Consider the following 15,969-nt stretch of genomic DNA (forward strand, 5'->3'; position numbering starts at 1 on the left):
CATGATTGGAAAGCCGCCAGGGGTAGGGTCGAAGTGTTCAACACCCGTCAGGGCTCGCATGGTTCCCGTGGGGCTCGGTTCTAAACGGCAGGAGATATGGGCGTGCAGCAGGATGCGGTGGTCGGCGGTGAGGCGCTGGAGGTCTGGATCGACCAGGATCTCTGTACCGGTGACGGCATCTGTGCGCAGTACGCGCCGGAGGTGTTCGAGCTGGACATCGACGGGCTGGCGTACGTGAAGGGTGCGGGTGAGGAGCTTTTGCAGGCTCCGGGGGCGTCGGCGCCGGTTCCGCTGCCGTTGCTGACCGATGTGGTGGATTCGGCGCGGGAGTGTCCGGGTGAGTGCATCCATGTGCGAAGGATTTCGGACAGTGTCGAGGTGTACGGCCCTGACGCGGAGTGAGTGCGCGTGCGCGTGGGGTGATGCGGTGAGGCCTGTCTGAGGGGCGAGTTGCGCGTGCCGGCCGCTGCGCGGGGTGTCGTGGGGGCGGCGGGCGGGTGTCAGACGGTGTGGGTGCCCGCGGGGGTGGAGCGGATGAACACGTTGTCCTTCCAGCGCCACTTGGCGTCGGCTTTGACGTCGGGGCAGCAACTGGGCACGTCGGCCGAGGAGTAGCCGAGGTAGGTGGCGAGGACGGCGCCGTCCTGGACGGTGAGGGCGGTGACGGTCCGGCGTTCCTCGGGGTCGAGGAGCGTGGCGACGAGGCGGGGGTGGGGGGTGTCGGCGCCTTGGGTGAGGACGTAGAGGCCGTCGGGTGGGGTGCCCATGGCGGAGTCGCAGTGGACGGCTGCGATGGTTTCGGGTCTGCCGTCGCCGTCGAGGTCTCCGGTGGCTTTCTTGACGACGAGGGGTTTGACGGGGCCGCACCGGAGGGGGAAGTCGATTCCGGTGGTGGCGGGCGCCGTGGCGGTGGTGGGGTGGGGGCCGGTGGTCTGGGCGGCGGTCGCCGGCCGGGGTTGGAGGACCGAGGAGAGGGCTATGACGGCGGCCAGCGCGGTGGCGGTCGCGAGCCAGTGGATCGGTCGGGTGTGGGTGTGTGCCAGTTCCGGGACGGCGGGTTGCTGCACGAGGTGCGTCTCCTGGGCTGTGCCGGGGGGTGGGGTGGCCAGCATCGTGCCACACGTCACAGTGCGGGGGAACGGCGGGGTGCGGGGCCGGGCCGGTGGGGTGTCGGGTGGGGCGGGGTGTCAACGCGGTGACGCCGTGGCCGGGTTCCCTGGTGTGACGGGGAACTCGGTCACGGCGTCGTGGCGTTGCGGGGGTGTGGTGTCAGCGGCCGTTGCCCGCGTCGGCGTTGGGGCCGGCGTAGTCCTCGCCGTAGGCGCCCTTGGCGGGGCGGCGGCGGCGCATGGGGGGCTCGACGCCGTCGGCGAGGCGGCGGGCGGTGAGCAGGAAGCCGGTGTGGCCGATCATGCGGTGGTCGGGGCGGACGGCGAGGCCTTCGATGTGCCAGTTGCGGATCATCGACTCCCAGGCGGTCGGCTCGTTGAAGCAGCCGATCTCGCGGATGGACTCGACGGTCCGGGCGAGCTGGGTGGTGGTGGCGACGTAGCAGCACAGGATGCCGCCGGGGACGAGGGCCTTGGAGACGGCCTCGAGGCATTCCCAGGGGGCGAGCATGTCGAGGATGACGCGGTCGACGTCGGGGTCGGACAGGTTGTCCTGGAGGTCGCCGACGGTGAGCTGCCAGGCGGGGTGGGGGCCGCCGAAGTAGCGTTCGACGTTCTGCCGGGCGATGTCGGCGAAGTCCTCGCGGCGCTCGTAGCTGTGCAGCATGCCCTCGTCGCCGATGGCCCGCAGGAGGAAGCTGCTGAGGGATCCGGAGCCGACGCCGGCTTCGACGACGCGTGCGCCGGGGAAGATGTCGGCGAAGGCGAGGATCTGCCCCGCGTCCTTGGGGTAGACGACGGCTGCCCCGCGGGGCATGGACAGGACGTAGTCGGGGAGCAGGGGGCGCAGCGCGAGGTAGGCGACGTTGCCGGTGGTGCGGACCACGCTGCCCTCGGGTGCGCCGATCAGTTCGTCGTGCGGGAAGGAACCCTTGTGGGTGTGGAAGTTCTTCCCGGCTTCGAGCGTGAACGTGTAGTGGCGGCCCTTGGGGTCGGTCAGCTGAACCTGGTCCCCGACCTTGAAGGGCCCGCGCCTGCGGGCGGCACCGGTCGGTTCGGACATGTGACCAGACTACCGGCGTTTGCGGGGGTCGCCGACCACGATGGTGCGGGGCGGGTGTTCGTCGGGAGGGGGGTGCGGCCGGGGGCGGGGTGACTGGTCGAAATTGCTTGCGGGCATCGGCCGGTTCGGCTTTACCTGTTCCCTTGTGCCTCATAGCCTTGTGGATCAGGTCACATGGCGGGTGGGACATGGGCCGCGAGGGCGGGACGCGATGCGGGTCCGTGCTTGGGCTTTCCTCGTGGGTTCCGTTCGTTCCGCCGGTGTGGCCCGTTGTCGATCTCTCTCATCTGGGAATGGCGGTCATCGATGTCCGAGGCCAAGAACGGTAAGCCCGAGGCGAGCACGGAGGGCTCCGATTACACGAAGCGGCTCGCCCGGCTGGAAACCTCGGGGATCAAGCGTTTCCTGCCGACGCAGGCGCCGTACCGGTGGAACCTGAAGCGGCTTCGGCTGGGGCGGGTTCTCGACGTGGGCTGCGGCCTGGGGCGGAACCTGCTGAACTGCGGGCCGGACAGTGTGGGTGTGGACCACAACGAGCATTCGGTGGCGACGTGTCGTGAGCGTGGGCTGACGGCGTATGTGCCGGAGGATCTGGCGAAGGCGCCGGACTGCGGTCCGGGGTCGTTCGACTCGCTGCTGTGCGCGCATGTCCTGGAGCACATGGACGAGGCTCTGGGCGCGGATGTGCTGGCGCAGTACCTGCCGCTGGTGAAGCCGGGGGGCCGGGTGGTGCTGATCACTCCGCAGGAGGCCGGTTACAAGACGGACGCGACGCATGTGCGTTTCGTGGGCTTCGAGGACTTGCGCCGGCATGCGGACAAGGCGGGACTGACGGTGGCGCGGGCGTTCTCCTTCCCGTTCCCGCGCTCGGTGGGGAAGGTGTTCCCGTACAACGAGTTCGTCCTGGTGGGGACGAAGGCCGGCTGAGGCGGGCCGGGCGGTTCCGGTCCTGGGGGCCGGAACCGCCGGGGGGTGTCAGCTGGGGCGGGCCATCGCCTTGACGAAGGCGCGTTCGACGTCGGCCGCGGACAGGACGCCGTAGATCGCGCCGGTCTCCTCCACGACGAGGTATTCGGTGGCGGGTGTCGCGCGCAGGGCGTCCAGGAGGTCTTCCCCGGCGAGTTCGGCGGAGACGCGCATGCCGTCGGTGAGGTCCTGGGCGAGGCCGCTGACGGCCACCCAGGGGCGGCGGTGTTCGGGTACGCCGACGATGGCGGCCTCGCGGACCAGGGAGAGCGGTTCGCCGTCGGCGTCGACGACGACGAGGGCGCGGGCGCCGGCGTCGTTGGCGCGGCGCAGTGCCTCGGAGAGCGGGGTGGCGGACTCGACGGGGACGGCGCGGCGGGTGAGGTTGCGGGCGCGCAGTTCGGGGAGGTGTTCGCGCAGTCGGGCCATGCGCAGGCTGTTGCCGGCGCCGGTCCAGATGATCGCGGCGAGGATGGCGGCGAGCAGGGCGTCCATGACGGTGTCCATGCCGACGCTGTCCTCGGCGGCGTCTCCGAGGGCTCCGGACTGGGTGAGCAGGGGCAGTCCGATGAGGACGGAGACGGCGAGGGCGCGGCCGACCCAGGCGGCGGCGACGGTGCCGGTCATGGGCTTGCCGGTGATCTTCCAGACGACGGCGCGGAGCATGCGGCCGCCGTCGAGGGGGAGGCCGGGCAGAAGGTTGAAGACCGCCACGATGAGGTTGGAGATCATCAGGCCGGCCAGGAGGACGCCGGGGACGGTGCCGGGCTCGACGGGCTGCATGGCGAGGTAGAAGACGCCGGCGAGGGCGAGGGAGAGCAGGGGGCCGACGAAGGCGAGCCAGAACTCGCGGCCGGGGGTCTCGGCTTCTTTCTCGATCTCGGAGACGCCGCCGAAGAACTGGAGCTGGATGCGGCGGACGGGGAGTTTGAAGCGGAGTGCGGCGACGGTGTGGGCGAGTTCGTGGATGAGGACGGACGCGTAGAAGGCGACGGCGAAGAAGAGGGAGACGAGGTAGCGGGCGGCGCCGAGTTCGGGGAGCACGCGGTCGAGCTGGCCGCCGAACACCCAGGTGATGAGGGCGGCGACGAGGAACCAGCTGGGGGCTACGTAGACGGGTACGCCGAAGGGGCGGCCCATGAGGAGTCCGCCGCGGGGTTCGGGGGCCTTGGGGGGGCGTCCTTTGCCGGCGGGGGCTTGTCCGAGGGCGGGGCCCGGTGCCGCGCCGCCCGGGGTGTGGGCGTGGGGGCGTTCGGGGTGGTGGTCGCCGTGGGTGCGGGCGGGGGTTTCGGCGCGTGGTGAGGCGTCGGCGGGTGCGGAGGGGTCGTGGCGTGCGGGGGTTTCGCCGGGGGCCGGGGCGTCGCCCGGTGCGGGGGTGTCGGTGTCCGGTGGGGGCGGGCCCTCGGTCGGTGTCGTGGGGGGCTTGGCCGGCTGTTCGCTGTCCGGCCGCGGCTGCCCGTTCCCGCCGCTTTCCACCACGGTGTCCCCTCGTTCGATGCGTCTCCCGTCCTGCCGGGCGGAAGGGTCTCGGGATCGATGGTATGCGGCCGTGGTGGCGTGTTCCGCCCCGGCACCCCTGTGTTTTCACTGCTGTAGCGGACGGAGTGGGTGACTGTCAGTGGTGGGCCGTATGGTCTGGGGCATGGAGAGCAGCAGCGAGCGGGTCGCCGGGGCGGTCGGGGGCGGTGTGGTGGGGTCGCGGGTGGAGTCGGAGGCACGGGTGGAGTCGGAGTCGGGAGCGGGGTCTCAGGGGGGCGCGGCGGCGGGTGGGAAGGCGGTCGTCGCAGTGGCGCCCGCTTCGCTGTCGCCGTCGCGGGCCGGCGATTTCATGCAGTGTCCGTTGCTGTACCGGTTCCGGGTGATCGACCGGTTGCCGGAGAAGCCGAGTGCGGCGGCGACGAAGGGGACGTTGGTGCACGCGGTGCTGGAGCGGCTGTTCGACGCTCCGGCGGTGGAGCGGACGGCGCCGCGGGCCAAGTCGCTGATCCCGGGGCAGTGGGACCGGTTGCGTGAGTCGCGGCCGGAGCTGGTGGATCTGTTCGCGGACGATCCTCAGGGTGAGCGGCTGGCCGGGTGGCTGGCGGAGGCGGAGGGGCTGGTCGAGCGGTGGTTCACGCTGGAGGATCCGACGCGGCTCGAGCCCGCCGAGCGGGAGTTGTTCGTGGAGGCGGAGCTGGAGTCGGGGTTGACGCTGCGCGGGATCATCGACCGGGTGGATGTGGCGCCCACGGGTGAGGTGCGGATCGTCGACTACAAGACGGGCAAGGCGCCGCGGCCGGAGTACGCGGAGGGCGCGCTGTTCCAGATGAAGTTCTACGCGCTGGTGGTGTGGCGGCTGAAGGGGGTGGTGCCGCGCCGGCTTCAGCTGGTGTATCTGGGCAGCGGTGATGTGGTGACGTACGACCCGGTGGTGGCCGATCTGGAGCGGGTGGAGCGCAAGCTGCTGGCGTTGTGGGAGGCGATCCGCCGGGCCACGGAGACGGGTGAGTGGCGGCCGCGGCCGACGAAGTTGTGCGGTTGGTGCGATCACCGGGCGCACTGTCCGGAGTTCGGTGGGACTCCCCCGCCGTATCCGCTGCCGGTGAGGGCGGTCGGGCCGGCGGTGGACGCTCAGGGCAGAATGGGGCCGGACTAACTAAGGAGACTTACGTGGCCATCCGCGTCCTACTGGTCGACGATCAGCCGCTGCTGCGTACCGGCTTCCGGATGATTCTGGAGGCGGAGCAGGATCTCGCGGTGGTCGGTGAGGCCGGTGACGGTTTGCAGGCCCTCGACCAGGTGCGGGCTCTGCAGCCCGATGTGGTTCTGATGGACATCCGTATGCCGCGGATGGACGGTGTGGAGGCGACGCGGCAGATCACGGGGCCGGGTCGGGACGGTCCGGCGAAGGTGTTGGTGCTGACGACGTTCGATCTCGACGAGTATGTGGTGGAGGCGCTGCGGGCGGGGGCGAGCGGGTTTCTGTTGAAGGACGCGCCCGCCAACGAGTTGGTGCAGGCGATCCGGGTGGTGGCCGACGGTGAGGCGATGCTGGCGCCGAGCATCACGCGCAGGCTGCTGGACAAGTACGCCACGCATCTGCCGTCGGGTGAGGAGCCGGTGCCGGACACGCTGCACACGCTGACGGACCGTGAGGTGGAGGTGTTGAAGCTGGTGGCTCGGGGGTTGTCGAACGCGGAGATCGCGGCGGATCTGTTCGTGAGCGAGACGACGGTGAAGACGCATGTGGGGCATGTGCTGACGAAGCTGGGGCTGCGGGACCGGGTGCAGGCCGCGGTGTACGCGTACGAGAGCGGGCTGGTGCGTCCGGGCGCGCAGTAAGAGGCGTCTCGTGGCAGCTGTGTGGCGGTCTTGAGAGGTGCGGTACGACGGAAGGGCGCCCCCCGTGGGGGGCGCCCTTCGTGGTGGTGTGGCGGCCGGGTCAGCCCTTGTGGAGTTCCCAGAAGCGGAAGACCGTGGAGGCGTCGAGGCAGTTCTCCAGGCCGTAGACGTTCTCGTGGACGACGGCGTACTGCTTGGCCTGCCAGACGGGCAGGACGGGCATCTCCCGGGCGACGATGTCCTGGAGTTCGGCGAAGTCGGTGTCGGTGGAGGAGCGGGTGCTCTGGGCGGCGGTGCGCGGGATGAGCTTCCCGGTGATGGTGTCGTTGGTGTAGTTGTTGTCGAGGACGTTGCCCTCGCCGAAGAAGGGGGCGGTGAAGTTGTCGGCGTCGGGGTAGTCGGGAACCCAGCCCTTGACGTAGACGCCGTACTTGCCGGCGGCGATGTCCTTCTCGTACTGGTCGTAGGCGACGGATTTGACGTCGGCGGTGAACAGGCCGCTGGCGTTGAGCTGGGCGGCGATGGCCTTGAGTTCCGCGTCGGTGGCCGGGCCGTAGCGGGAGGGGGTGGACCACAGGGTGAGTTTCACCTTGCCGGTGATGCCGTCCTCCTTGAGCGCGGCGGCTGCCTTGGCCTTGGAGGGGCGGGCGCCGTAGCGGTCGAAGAAGGCGGTGTTGTGGCCGCCGATGCCGGCCGGGATGATCGAGTACAGCGGCGTGGCGGTGCCTTGGTAGATGTTCTCGATCAGGGCTTCGCGGTCGATGAGGTGGGCGATGGCCTGGCGGACGCCGAGCTTTCCGGCCACCGGGTCGTCCATGTTGAAGACGAGGTGCTGGACTTCGGCGCTGGTGCCCTCGACGACTTCGACGCCCGTGCTGTCGTTGCTCTGTTCGACTTCGGAGATGTCGGCGGCGGTGAGGCCGCGGTAGGCGATGTCGATGTCGTCGGTGAGGAGGGCCTTCTTCAGGGCGCTCTGGTCGCCCTTGAAGAACCTGATCGTGACGCCGGTGTTCTGGACGTCGGCGGTGCCCTCGTAGTTCTCGTTGACGGAGAAGACGGCCTCGTCGTCCTTGAAGGAGTCCAGCTTGTAGGGGCCGGAGCCGACGGCTTCGCCGTCCTCGCGGAGTTTGTCCGCGTCGTAGGAGCGGTGGTCGACGATGGAGCCGGCGCCGGAGGCGATCTTGCTGGGGAAGGTGGCGTCGGGGACCTTCAGCTTGAAGACGACGGTGGCCTCGTCCGGTGCCTCGACCTGGTCGAGCATGGGGAACATGATGGCCGGGCCGGCGTCGTCGTTGATCTTCAGCATGCGGTCGAAGGAGAATTTGACGTCCTCGGACGTGAGCGCTTCACCGTTGCTGAACTTCAGGCCGTCCTTCAGCGTGCACGTGTAGACCGTGGTCCGGGTGTCGGTGAAGGAGCATTCCTTGGCGGCGTCGGGCTGGGGCTCGGTGCCCCCCTTGGGGAAGCTCAGCAGCGACTGGAAGACGTTGTTGAACAACAGCCATGAGCCCGGGTCGTATCCGGAGGCGGGGTCCGTGGCGAGGACCTCGTCGGACATCCCCATCACGACGGAGGAGCCGTCGCCGCCGGAGCCGCTGTCCTGCGAGCCGCATCCGGTCAGCAGTCCGGAGGCCAGCCCCGCCATGATGGGCAGGAGCGGCCACTGGTTGCGCATGTTCACGTAGGTGTGCCTTGTCGTCGGATCTCGTGTCCCGGGGCCGTGGCCGCCGCAGGTCCGGGCCCCGGGACGTCGATGAGAGAGGTGCGTCAGCCGCTCACGCCGCGGGAGAGCTCCCACAGCTGCAGGCTCGCGGAGGAGTTGAGCACGTAGGCCGTGCCGGTGATGTCGTCGCTGGATGCGACGTACTGCTTGCCCTGCCACAGGGGGATGACGGGGACGTCTCGGGCGACGATGTCCTGGATCTCCGTCAGGCTCTTGGCCGCGGTGAGCCGGTCGGCCACCCGGCGGGACTGCGGGATGAGGTCGTCGATGATGTCGCCGTTCTTGTAGGGCGACTTGAGGAAGTTGTCCTTGTCCAGGAACGGGGCGAGGAAGTTGTCGGCGTCGGGGAAGTCGGGGAACCATCCCATGCCGTAGACCTCGTACTGGCCCTTGCGTTCGGCGGGGACGAACGTCGCCCAGGGCGTGCCCTTGATGGTGACGTCGAACAGTCCGCTGGCGTTGAGCTGCTTCTGCAGGTGCTCGAACTCCTGCTTGGTGGCCGCGCCGTAGTGGTCGGTGGTGTAGTTCAGGGTCAGCTTCACGGGGGTGCTGACGTCGGCTTCCTTCAGGAGCGCCTTGGCCTTGGCGGGGTCGGGGTCGCCGTAGGTGTTGAAGAACGAGTTGGAGTGGCCGGTGATCGAGGCGGGGACCAGCGAGTAGAGCGGTTCGGCTTGGGTGCCGTACACCGCGGAGACGAGTTCGCTGCGGTTGATCAGCTGGGCCATGGCCTGGCGGACGGCCTTGGTCTTGACCGTGGGGGCGCTCGTGTTGAAGGCGAGGTAGCGGATCTCCAGGCCGGCGAGTTCGACGAGGGATTCCTTGTTGCCGCCGGCGGCGTCGGAGAGCTTCTTGATCTGCTCCGGCGTCATGGTGCGGGTCATGACGTCGATGTCGCCCTTGTCGAGGGCGGCGCCCATGGCGTCGGCGTCCTCGAAGGAGACCATGTCGACCTTCTCGTTCTTCACGTCGAGGACCCCCTTGTACTCGGGGTTCTTGGTGAAGACGGCCTTGGTGACGGCGTCGCCGTCGGTCTCGGTCTTCAGGGTGTAGGGCCCGGAGCCGTCGATCGCGAAGCCTTCGCGGAGCTTGCCCTTGTCGTAGTCGGCGGGGTTGACGATGCCGGCGACGGGGGTGGACAGCTTGAACGGGAAGGTGGCGTCGGCGGTCTTGAGGTGGAAGATGACCTCGTTGTCGCCCTGCGTCTCGACGGTGTCGATGGTGGACAGCAGGGCGAAGACGCCGGAGTCGGCCTTGATGGAGCGGGCGCGGTCGATGGAGAACTTGACGTCCTCGGCGGTGACGGGGTCGCCGTTGGAGAACTTCAGGCCGTCGCGGAGCTTGCAGGCGTAGCGTTCGTTGCCGCTGTCGGTGAAGCCGCAGCTCTGGGCGGCCTCGGGGACGGGGTCGCCGTCGCCCTTGGGCTGGATCATCAGGGTCTGCACGGTCTGGCGCAGGACGTTCCAGGTGCCGACGTCGTAGGAGTAGGCGGGGTCGAACGGCGCGGGGGCGTCCTTGGTGACGGTGAACCGGTCCGTGGTGCCGACGACGATGGCGCCGTCGTCGCCGCCGCTGCCGCTGTCGGACCCGCCGCAGGCGGCGAGCACGGGCGCGAGCAGACCGACGACGGCCGGCAGCACCAAAGTCTTGCGGTTCATGCTCGAGTTTCTCCAGAGCTCTCAAGTCCGTGTACCCGGCATGCAGGGGTGTCGCGGCGGGACACGGGGGTAACTGCGTTGTTCTCGCGTCGAGGTTAGTCCGGGTCGGCACGGCGGTTCGCGGGCACCGGAGTTGAAAGCCCATCACGCTGCGAAACCGGGTGCGGACGGACCGAAAACCCGAGCGGGGAATGTTTCGTGCAGCGTCTGACCAATCGGGACACATGGGCGCGTGGTGACCCCCCTTACGGGGGTGTGCAGCACACGGTGGCGTCCGTGTCGACCCCGCCCTGCGTGGGGAACGTCACAGGTTCCGGGGGGTGCGGTGACAGCGGAATTCAGCCGTCGGTGATGGTTCGAATTCACCGTGCGCACGGGTGCGGAATTCCCGTTGTCGCCGGTTGCGCACGCTGGGTGAACGTCCGCTCTTTTCCGTCGCCGGCGCGCCGCCGGTGATCTTCAGACGGTGATGAGGCCGCGCAGGAATGTCAGGTCGACGTGTTCGAGTGAGGGGACGACGGTGCGGCGGGCGGCTGGCGGGATGGGCGCAACGGAGGGGACGGCGACGACGTGGCAGCCGGCGGCCTCGGCGGCGGCGACGCCGGTGGCGGTGTCCTCGACGACGGCGCAGCGCGCGGGGTCGGCGCCGAGGCCGGCGGCGGCGAACAGGTAGGGGTCGGGGTGGGGCTTGGTGCGGGCGACTTCGTCGCCGGCGACGGTGAGGGCGAAGTGCTGCGGGCCGAGGAAGGTGAGGACACGGTCGATGATGCGCCGGTGCGAGGCGGAGACGAGGGCGGTGGGGACCTCGTGTTCGGCGAGTTCGGCGAGGAGGCGGGTGGCTCCGGGCATCAGGGGCAGGGTGCGGGTGATGCGGTTCTCGAAGCTCTCGTTGAGCAGGACGGTGAGCTCGGGGAGGGTGATGTCCGCTCCGGTCGCCTCGATGAGGAAGCCGGCGCTGCGGCTCATGGGGCCGCCGACGACGACGTGGCGCCAGGAGTCGTCGAGGGTGCGCCCGAGGCCGGCGAAGACCTCGACCTCGACGTCCCACCAGAAGCCCTCGGTGTCGACCAGGGTGCCGTCCATGTCGAGGAGCACGGCCTGCAGGGCCGAACCTTCGGCCGTCCGTGTGCCGAGCGCGGGAACCGTACTGGTCATCCACGTACCTCCTGGAGGGACGAGCAGGCCGGCTGCCCTTTTCTCACGAAGAGGCAACCGGCCTGCCGGGGATCGACCAGTGTACGACTTATCCGATCAGTGTGCTGGGTGTGGCGCGCCGCGTCGTGTGACGCGGGCCGCCGTGTGCACGCGGTGCGGGGGTCGTCACCGTGCGTTGAAGTACTTGGCCTCCGGGTGGTGGATGACGATGGCGTCGGTGGACTGCTCGGGGTGGAGCTGGAACTCCTCCGAGAGGTGGACGCCGATCCGCTCGGGGTGGAGGAGTTCGGCGATCTTGGCGCGGTCCTCCAGGTCGGGGCAGGCGCCGTAGCCGAGGGAGAAGCGGGCGCCTCGGTACTTCAGGGCGAACATCTCCTCGATGTCGGCCGGGTCCTCGCCGGCGAAGCCGAGTTCGGAGCGGACGCGTGCGTGCCAGTACTCGGCGAGCGCCTCGGCCAACTGCACGGACAGGCCGTGGAGTTCGAGGTAGTCGCGGTAGGAGTCGGAGGCGAAGAGCTTGGCGGTCTCCTCGCCGATGCGGGAGCCGACGGTGACGACCTGGAGGCCGACGACGTCGGTCTCGCCGGATTCCTGGGGGCGGAAGAAGTCCGCGAGGCACAGACGGCGGCCGCGGCGCTGGCGGGGGAAGGTGAAGCGGGTGCGCTCGTTGCCGTGCTCGTCGAGGAGGATGAGGTCGTCGTCCTTGGACACGCAGGGGAAGTAGCCGTAGACGACGGCCGCTTCGAGGAGGTTCTCGGTCTGGAGCCGGTCGAGGAGGCCGCGCAGGCGGGGCCGTCCCTCGGTCTCGACGAGTTCCTCGTAGGTGGGGCCGTCGCCGGTGCGGGCCTGCTTCAGGCCCCACTGGCCCTTGAACAGGGCGCCTTCGTCCAGCCAGGAGGCGTACTCCTTGAGCTGGATGCCCTTGATGACCCGGGTGCCCCAGAACGGCGGTTCGGGGACCGGGTTGTCGACGGCGACGTCGGAGCGGACGTGGCCTTCCTCGGGGCGTTCCTCGACCTCGGCGGCGGCGGTGGCGCGGACCCGGCGCTGCTTGAGTTCGGGCAGCTTCGCGCCGGGGACGCCTCGCTTGACGCCGATGAGGGCGTCCATCAGGCGCAGGCCCTCGAAGGCGTCGCGGGCGTAGCGGACTTCGCCTTCGTAGACCTCGTGGAGGTCCTGTTCGACGTAGGCGCGGGTGAGGGCGGCGCCGCCGAGGATGACGGGGTAGTCGGCGGCCAGGCCGCGCTGGTTGAGCTCCTCCAGGTTCTCTTTCATGATCACCGTGGACTTGACCAGGAGCCCGGACATGCCGATGACGTCGGCGCGGTGTTCCTCGGCGGCTTCGAGGATCGCGGAGACCGGCTGCTTGATGCCGAGGTTGACGACGTTGTAGCCGTTGTTGGACAGGATGATGTCGACGAGGTTCTTGCCGATGTCGTGGACGTCGCCGCGCACGGTGGCCAGGACGATGGTGCCCTTGCCCTCGGCGTCCGACTTCTCCATGTGGGGTTCGAGGTGGGCGACCGCGGTCTTCATGACCTCGGCGGACTGCAGGACGAACGGCAGCTGCATCTGGCCGGAGCCGAAGAGTTCGCCGACGACCTTCATGCCGTCCAGGAGGGTCTCGTTGACGATGTCGAGGGCGGGGCGGTCCTGCAGGGCGGCGTCGAGGTCGGCTTCCAGGCCGTTGCGCTCGCCGTCGATGATGCGGCGCTTGAGGCGCTCGTCCAGTGGGAGGGCGGCCAGTTCCTCGGCCTTGCCGGCCTTGAGGGACTTGGCGGTGGCGCCCTCGAAGAGCTGCATGAGCTTCTGCAGGGGGTCGTAGCCCTCGCTGCGGCGGTCGTGGATGAGGTCGAGGGCGGTGGCGACCTCCTCCTCGGAGAACCGGGCGATCGGGAGGATCTTCGAGGCGTGGACGATGGCGGAGTCCAGGCCGGCCTTGACGCACTCGTCGAGGAAGACGGAGTTGAGCAGGATGCGCGCGGCCGGGTTGAGGCCGAAGGAGATGTTCGACAGGCCGAGGGTGGTCTGCACGTCGGGGTGGCGGCGCTTGAGTTCGCGGATCGCCTCGATGGTGGCGATGCCGTCCTTGCGGGACTCCTCCTGGCCGGTGCAGATGGTGAAGGTCAGGGTGTCGATGAGGATGTCTTCCTCGCGGATGCCCCAGTTGCCGGTGAGGTCGGCGATGAGCCGTTCGGCGATCTCGACCTTCTTCTCGGGGGTGCGGGCCTGGCCTTCCTCGTCGATGGTGAGGGCGATGAGCGCGGCGCCGTGCTCGCGGGCGAGCTTGGTGACCTTGGCGAAGCGGGATTCGGGGCCGTCGCCGTCCTCGTAGTTGACGGAGTTGATGACGGCGCGGCCGCCGAGCTTCTCCAGGCCCGCCTGGATGACGTCGACCTCGGTGGAGTCGAGCACGATCGGCAGGGTGGAGGCGGTGGCGAGGCGGCCGGCGAGTTCCTCCATGTCGGCGACGCCGTCGCGGCCGACGTAGTCCACGCACAGGTCGAGCATGTGCGCGCCCTCGCGGATCTGCTCGCGGGCCATCTCCACGCAGTCGTCCCAGCGTGCCTGAAGCATCGCCTCGCGGAACTTCTTGGAGCCGTTGGCGTTGGTCCGCTCGCCGATGGCGAGGTAGGAGGTGTCCTGGCGGAAGGGGACGCTCTGGTAGAGGGAGGCGGCGCCCGGCTCGGGACGCGGGTCGCGCTCGGCGGGGGCGAGGCCGCGGACGCGTTCGACGACCTGGCGCAGGTGTTCGGGGGTGGTGCCGCAGCAGCCGCCGACCAGGGAGAGGCCGTAGTCGCGGACGAAGTTCTCCTGGGCGTCGGCGAGTTCCGGCGCGGTCAGGGGGTAGCTGGCGCCGTCCTTGCCGAGCACGGGCAGGCCGGCGTTGGGCATACAGGCCAGCGGGATGCGGGCGTTGCGGGCGAGGTAGCGCAGGTGCTCGCTCATCTCGGCGGGGCCGGTGGCGCAGTTCATGCCGATCATGTCGATGCCGAGCGGCTCCAGGGCCGTCAGGGCGGCGCCGATCTCGGAGCCGAGCAGCATGGTGCCGGTGGTCTCGACGGTGACGGAGACGATGAGCGGCAGGTCCAGGCCGGAGAGTTCGCGGGCGCGTTGGGCGCCGAGGACGGCGGCCTTGGTCTGCAGCAGGTCCTGGGTGGTCTCGACGATGAGGGCGTCGGCGCCGCCGGCGATGAGCCCTTCGGCGTTCTGCTGGAAGGCGTCGCGCAGGGTGGTGTAGGCGACGTGGCCGAGGGTGGGCAGTTTGGTGCCGGGGCCGATGGAGCCGAGGACCCAGCGGGTGCGGCCGTCGCGGGCGGCGTACTCGTCGGCGGTCTCGCGGGCGATGCGGGCGCCGGCCTCGGACAGTTCGTGGACGCGCTCGGGGATGTCGTACTCGGCCATGGCCGCGTGGTTGGCGCCGAAGGTGTTGGTCTCGACGCAGTCGACGCCGGCGTCGTAGTACTCGGCGTGGACGGAGCGGACGATGTCCGGGCGGGTGACGTTGAGGATCTCGTTGCAGCCCTCGAGGTTCTGGAAGTCCTCGAGGGTGGGCTCCTGGGCCTGGAGCATGGTGCCCATGGCTCCGTCGGCGACCACCACCCGGGTGGCCAGGGCCTCTCGGAGCTCGGACACGCGGGTCCGGCTGTCGGCGGAAGGGGTCGGCGGCACTGAGGCCATGTAAGGGCTCCCTCGGGTGCGACGGCTGTCGGCTTCTTCGGCGCCGGCTCCGCGGTCGCTCCCGGGAGCCGCCCGGGAGGGGCGGCGCACGGATCTTCCGTGAAGGGCGCTCGCCGCCAGCGTAGCCGGGTCGGCGGGCTTATGGTCATGGCGTCCACGGGACGGACCGCGGCGGTGTGCGGTTCACCCGTGTGGGGCGAGTGCGTAACACCTTCCGGCCGACCATTAGCGGGAGGTCGGCATGGACCGGTAGTGTTCGACATTGCCGAACGACGGCGGTGTTGCCGCGCGTGGACGGTCGAGGGGACGGAGGCAGGACGGCGATGGCACGGAACATCCAGTCGCTCGAACGGGCGGCCGCGATGCTGCGGCTCCTCGCGGGCGGCGAGCGGCGGCTCGGTCTGTCGGACATCGCCTCGTCGCTGGGCCTGGCCAAGGGGACCGCCCACGGCATCCTGCGCACCCTCCAGCAGGAGGGGTTCGTCGAGCAGGACGAGGCCTCGGGGCGGTATCAGCTGGGCGCGGAGCTGCTGCGTCTGGGCACCACCTACCTCGATGTGCACGAGCTGCGGGCGCGTGCCCTGGTGTGGACGGACGACCTGGCGCGCTCCAGCGGTGAGAGCGTTCATCTCGGAGTACTGCACCAGCAGGGCGTGTTGGTGGTGCACCACGTGTTCCGGCCCGACGACAGCCGGCAGGTGCTGGAGATCGGGGCCATGCAGCCGCTGCACTCCACCGCGCTGGGCAAGGTGCTGTCGGCGTACGACCCGGTCGCGCACAGCGAGGTGCTGGAGGCCGACCGCAAGCCCTTCACGGATCGCACGGTGTGCGAACTGGAGGATTTCGAGCAGCTTCTGGACCTCACGCGCGCGCGTGGTTACGCGGCCGACGTGGAGGAGACCTGGGAGGGCGTGGCCTCTATTGCCGCGCCCGTGCACGACCGGCGGCGCATGCCGGTGGGGGCGGTCGGGATCACGGGGGCGGTGGAGCGGCTGTGCCGGGAGGGCGAGCTGCGCCCCGAGCTGATCGCGGCGGTGCGGGACTGCGCCCGCGCGGTGTCGCGGGATCTGGGCGCGGCACGGTTCTGAGCGCTGCTCGTGTGACGCGGGCCTGAGGGGCCTGCGCGGCGCGGGTTTCCAGAAGCGGCGGCGCGGTTTCGACAAGCAGGTGAGAGCGGGCCGGGGCGCCGTACGGGCGTCCCGGCCTTCGCCATACCCTGAAAGGGATGTTTCGGACAGGTTCGATCATGAATTCGATCACAGGTTCGACGACCGGAGCCGATCAATAACGATCCTG

Annotated in this window: 12 protein-coding genes; 5 read left to right on the plus strand and 7 right to left on the minus strand. The window is 69.7% G+C overall.

Annotated features, from left to right (window positions below; translation table 11 throughout):
* The first annotated feature begins 96 nt into the window (after positions 1-96).
* A complete protein-coding gene (locus tag ACIOC0_RS24320; RefSeq protein ID WP_402157472.1) occupies positions 97-402 on the plus strand; it encodes a ferredoxin in 306 nt (101 codons plus the stop codon).
* A gap of 98 nt (positions 403-500) precedes the next feature.
* Here ACIOC0_RS24320 and ACIOC0_RS24325 read toward each other — a convergent pair whose 3' ends face one another.
* Both ACIOC0_RS24325 and ACIOC0_RS24330 read right to left on the minus strand, forming a co-directional pair.
* The gene (locus ACIOC0_RS24325; RefSeq protein WP_402157474.1) at positions 501-1,067 is read right to left on the minus strand and encodes a hypothetical protein; all 567 of its coding nucleotides are present in this window, start codon (positions 1,065-1,067) and stop codon (positions 501-503) included.
* A gap of 202 nt (positions 1,068-1,269) precedes the next feature.
* The gene (locus tag ACIOC0_RS24330) at positions 1,270-2,172 is read right to left on the minus strand and encodes a tRNA (adenine-N1)-methyltransferase (RefSeq protein WP_130444212.1); all 903 of its coding nucleotides are present in this window, start codon (positions 2,170-2,172) and stop codon (positions 1,270-1,272) included.
* 306 nt (positions 2,173-2,478) lie between these two features.
* Between ACIOC0_RS24330 and ACIOC0_RS24335 the strand changes: the two genes are divergently transcribed.
* On the plus strand, positions 2,479-3,099 hold the full coding sequence (locus tag ACIOC0_RS24335) for a class I SAM-dependent methyltransferase (protein ID WP_402157477.1): 621 nt from the start codon (positions 2,479-2,481) through the stop codon (positions 3,097-3,099).
* A 48-nt stretch (positions 3,100-3,147) separates the two neighbouring features.
* On the opposite strand, the gene ACIOC0_RS24340 is transcribed toward ACIOC0_RS24335, so the two are convergent.
* The gene (locus ACIOC0_RS24340) at positions 3,148-4,617 is read right to left on the minus strand and encodes a site-2 protease family protein (RefSeq protein WP_402157479.1); all 1,470 of its coding nucleotides are present in this window, start codon (positions 4,615-4,617) and stop codon (positions 3,148-3,150) included.
* Positions 4,618-4,780: 163 nt separating this feature from the next.
* On the opposite strand from ACIOC0_RS24340, the gene ACIOC0_RS24345 reads away from it, so the two are divergent.
* Positions 4,781-5,773 (plus strand): RecB family exonuclease, encoded by a 993-nt coding sequence (locus ACIOC0_RS24345; RefSeq protein WP_402157481.1) that lies wholly within the window; start codon positions 4,781-4,783, stop codon positions 5,771-5,773.
* Between the two features lie 14 nt (positions 5,774-5,787).
* Positions 5,788-6,459 (plus strand): response regulator transcription factor, encoded by a 672-nt coding sequence (locus ACIOC0_RS24350; RefSeq protein ID WP_130444203.1) that lies wholly within the window; start codon positions 5,788-5,790, stop codon positions 6,457-6,459.
* Between the two features lie 100 nt (positions 6,460-6,559).
* On the opposite strand, the gene ACIOC0_RS24355 is transcribed toward ACIOC0_RS24350, so the two are convergent.
* From ACIOC0_RS24355 to metH, 4 genes are all read right to left on the minus strand, one after another.
* Positions 6,560-8,140, minus strand: a complete 1,581-nt coding sequence (locus ACIOC0_RS24355) for an ABC transporter substrate-binding protein (RefSeq protein ID WP_402157483.1) — start codon at positions 8,138-8,140, stop codon at positions 6,560-6,562.
* Between the two features lie 86 nt (positions 8,141-8,226).
* A complete protein-coding gene (locus ACIOC0_RS24360) occupies positions 8,227-9,837 on the minus strand; it encodes an ABC transporter substrate-binding protein (protein WP_402157485.1) in 1,611 nt (536 codons plus the stop codon).
* A gap of 459 nt (positions 9,838-10,296) precedes the next feature.
* Positions 10,297-10,992, minus strand: coding sequence for an HAD family hydrolase (locus ACIOC0_RS24365; RefSeq protein WP_402157487.1), 696 nt, complete (start codon positions 10,990-10,992; stop codon positions 10,297-10,299).
* 165 nt (positions 10,993-11,157) lie between these two features.
* A complete protein-coding gene (gene metH / locus ACIOC0_RS24370) occupies positions 11,158-14,673 on the minus strand; it encodes a methionine synthase (RefSeq protein ID WP_402157489.1) in 3,516 nt (1,171 codons plus the stop codon).
* 323 nt (positions 14,674-14,996) lie between these two features.
* On the opposite strand from metH, the gene ACIOC0_RS24375 reads away from it, so the two are divergent.
* On the plus strand, positions 14,997-15,761 hold the full coding sequence (locus ACIOC0_RS24375) for an IclR family transcriptional regulator (protein ID WP_352247843.1): 765 nt from the start codon (positions 14,997-14,999) through the stop codon (positions 15,759-15,761).
* Positions 15,762-15,969: the final 208 nt, after the last annotated feature.

The organism is Streptomyces sp. NPDC088254, from assembly GCF_044740925.1.
GTDB lineage: Bacteria > Actinomycetota > Actinomycetes > Streptomycetales > Streptomycetaceae > Streptomyces.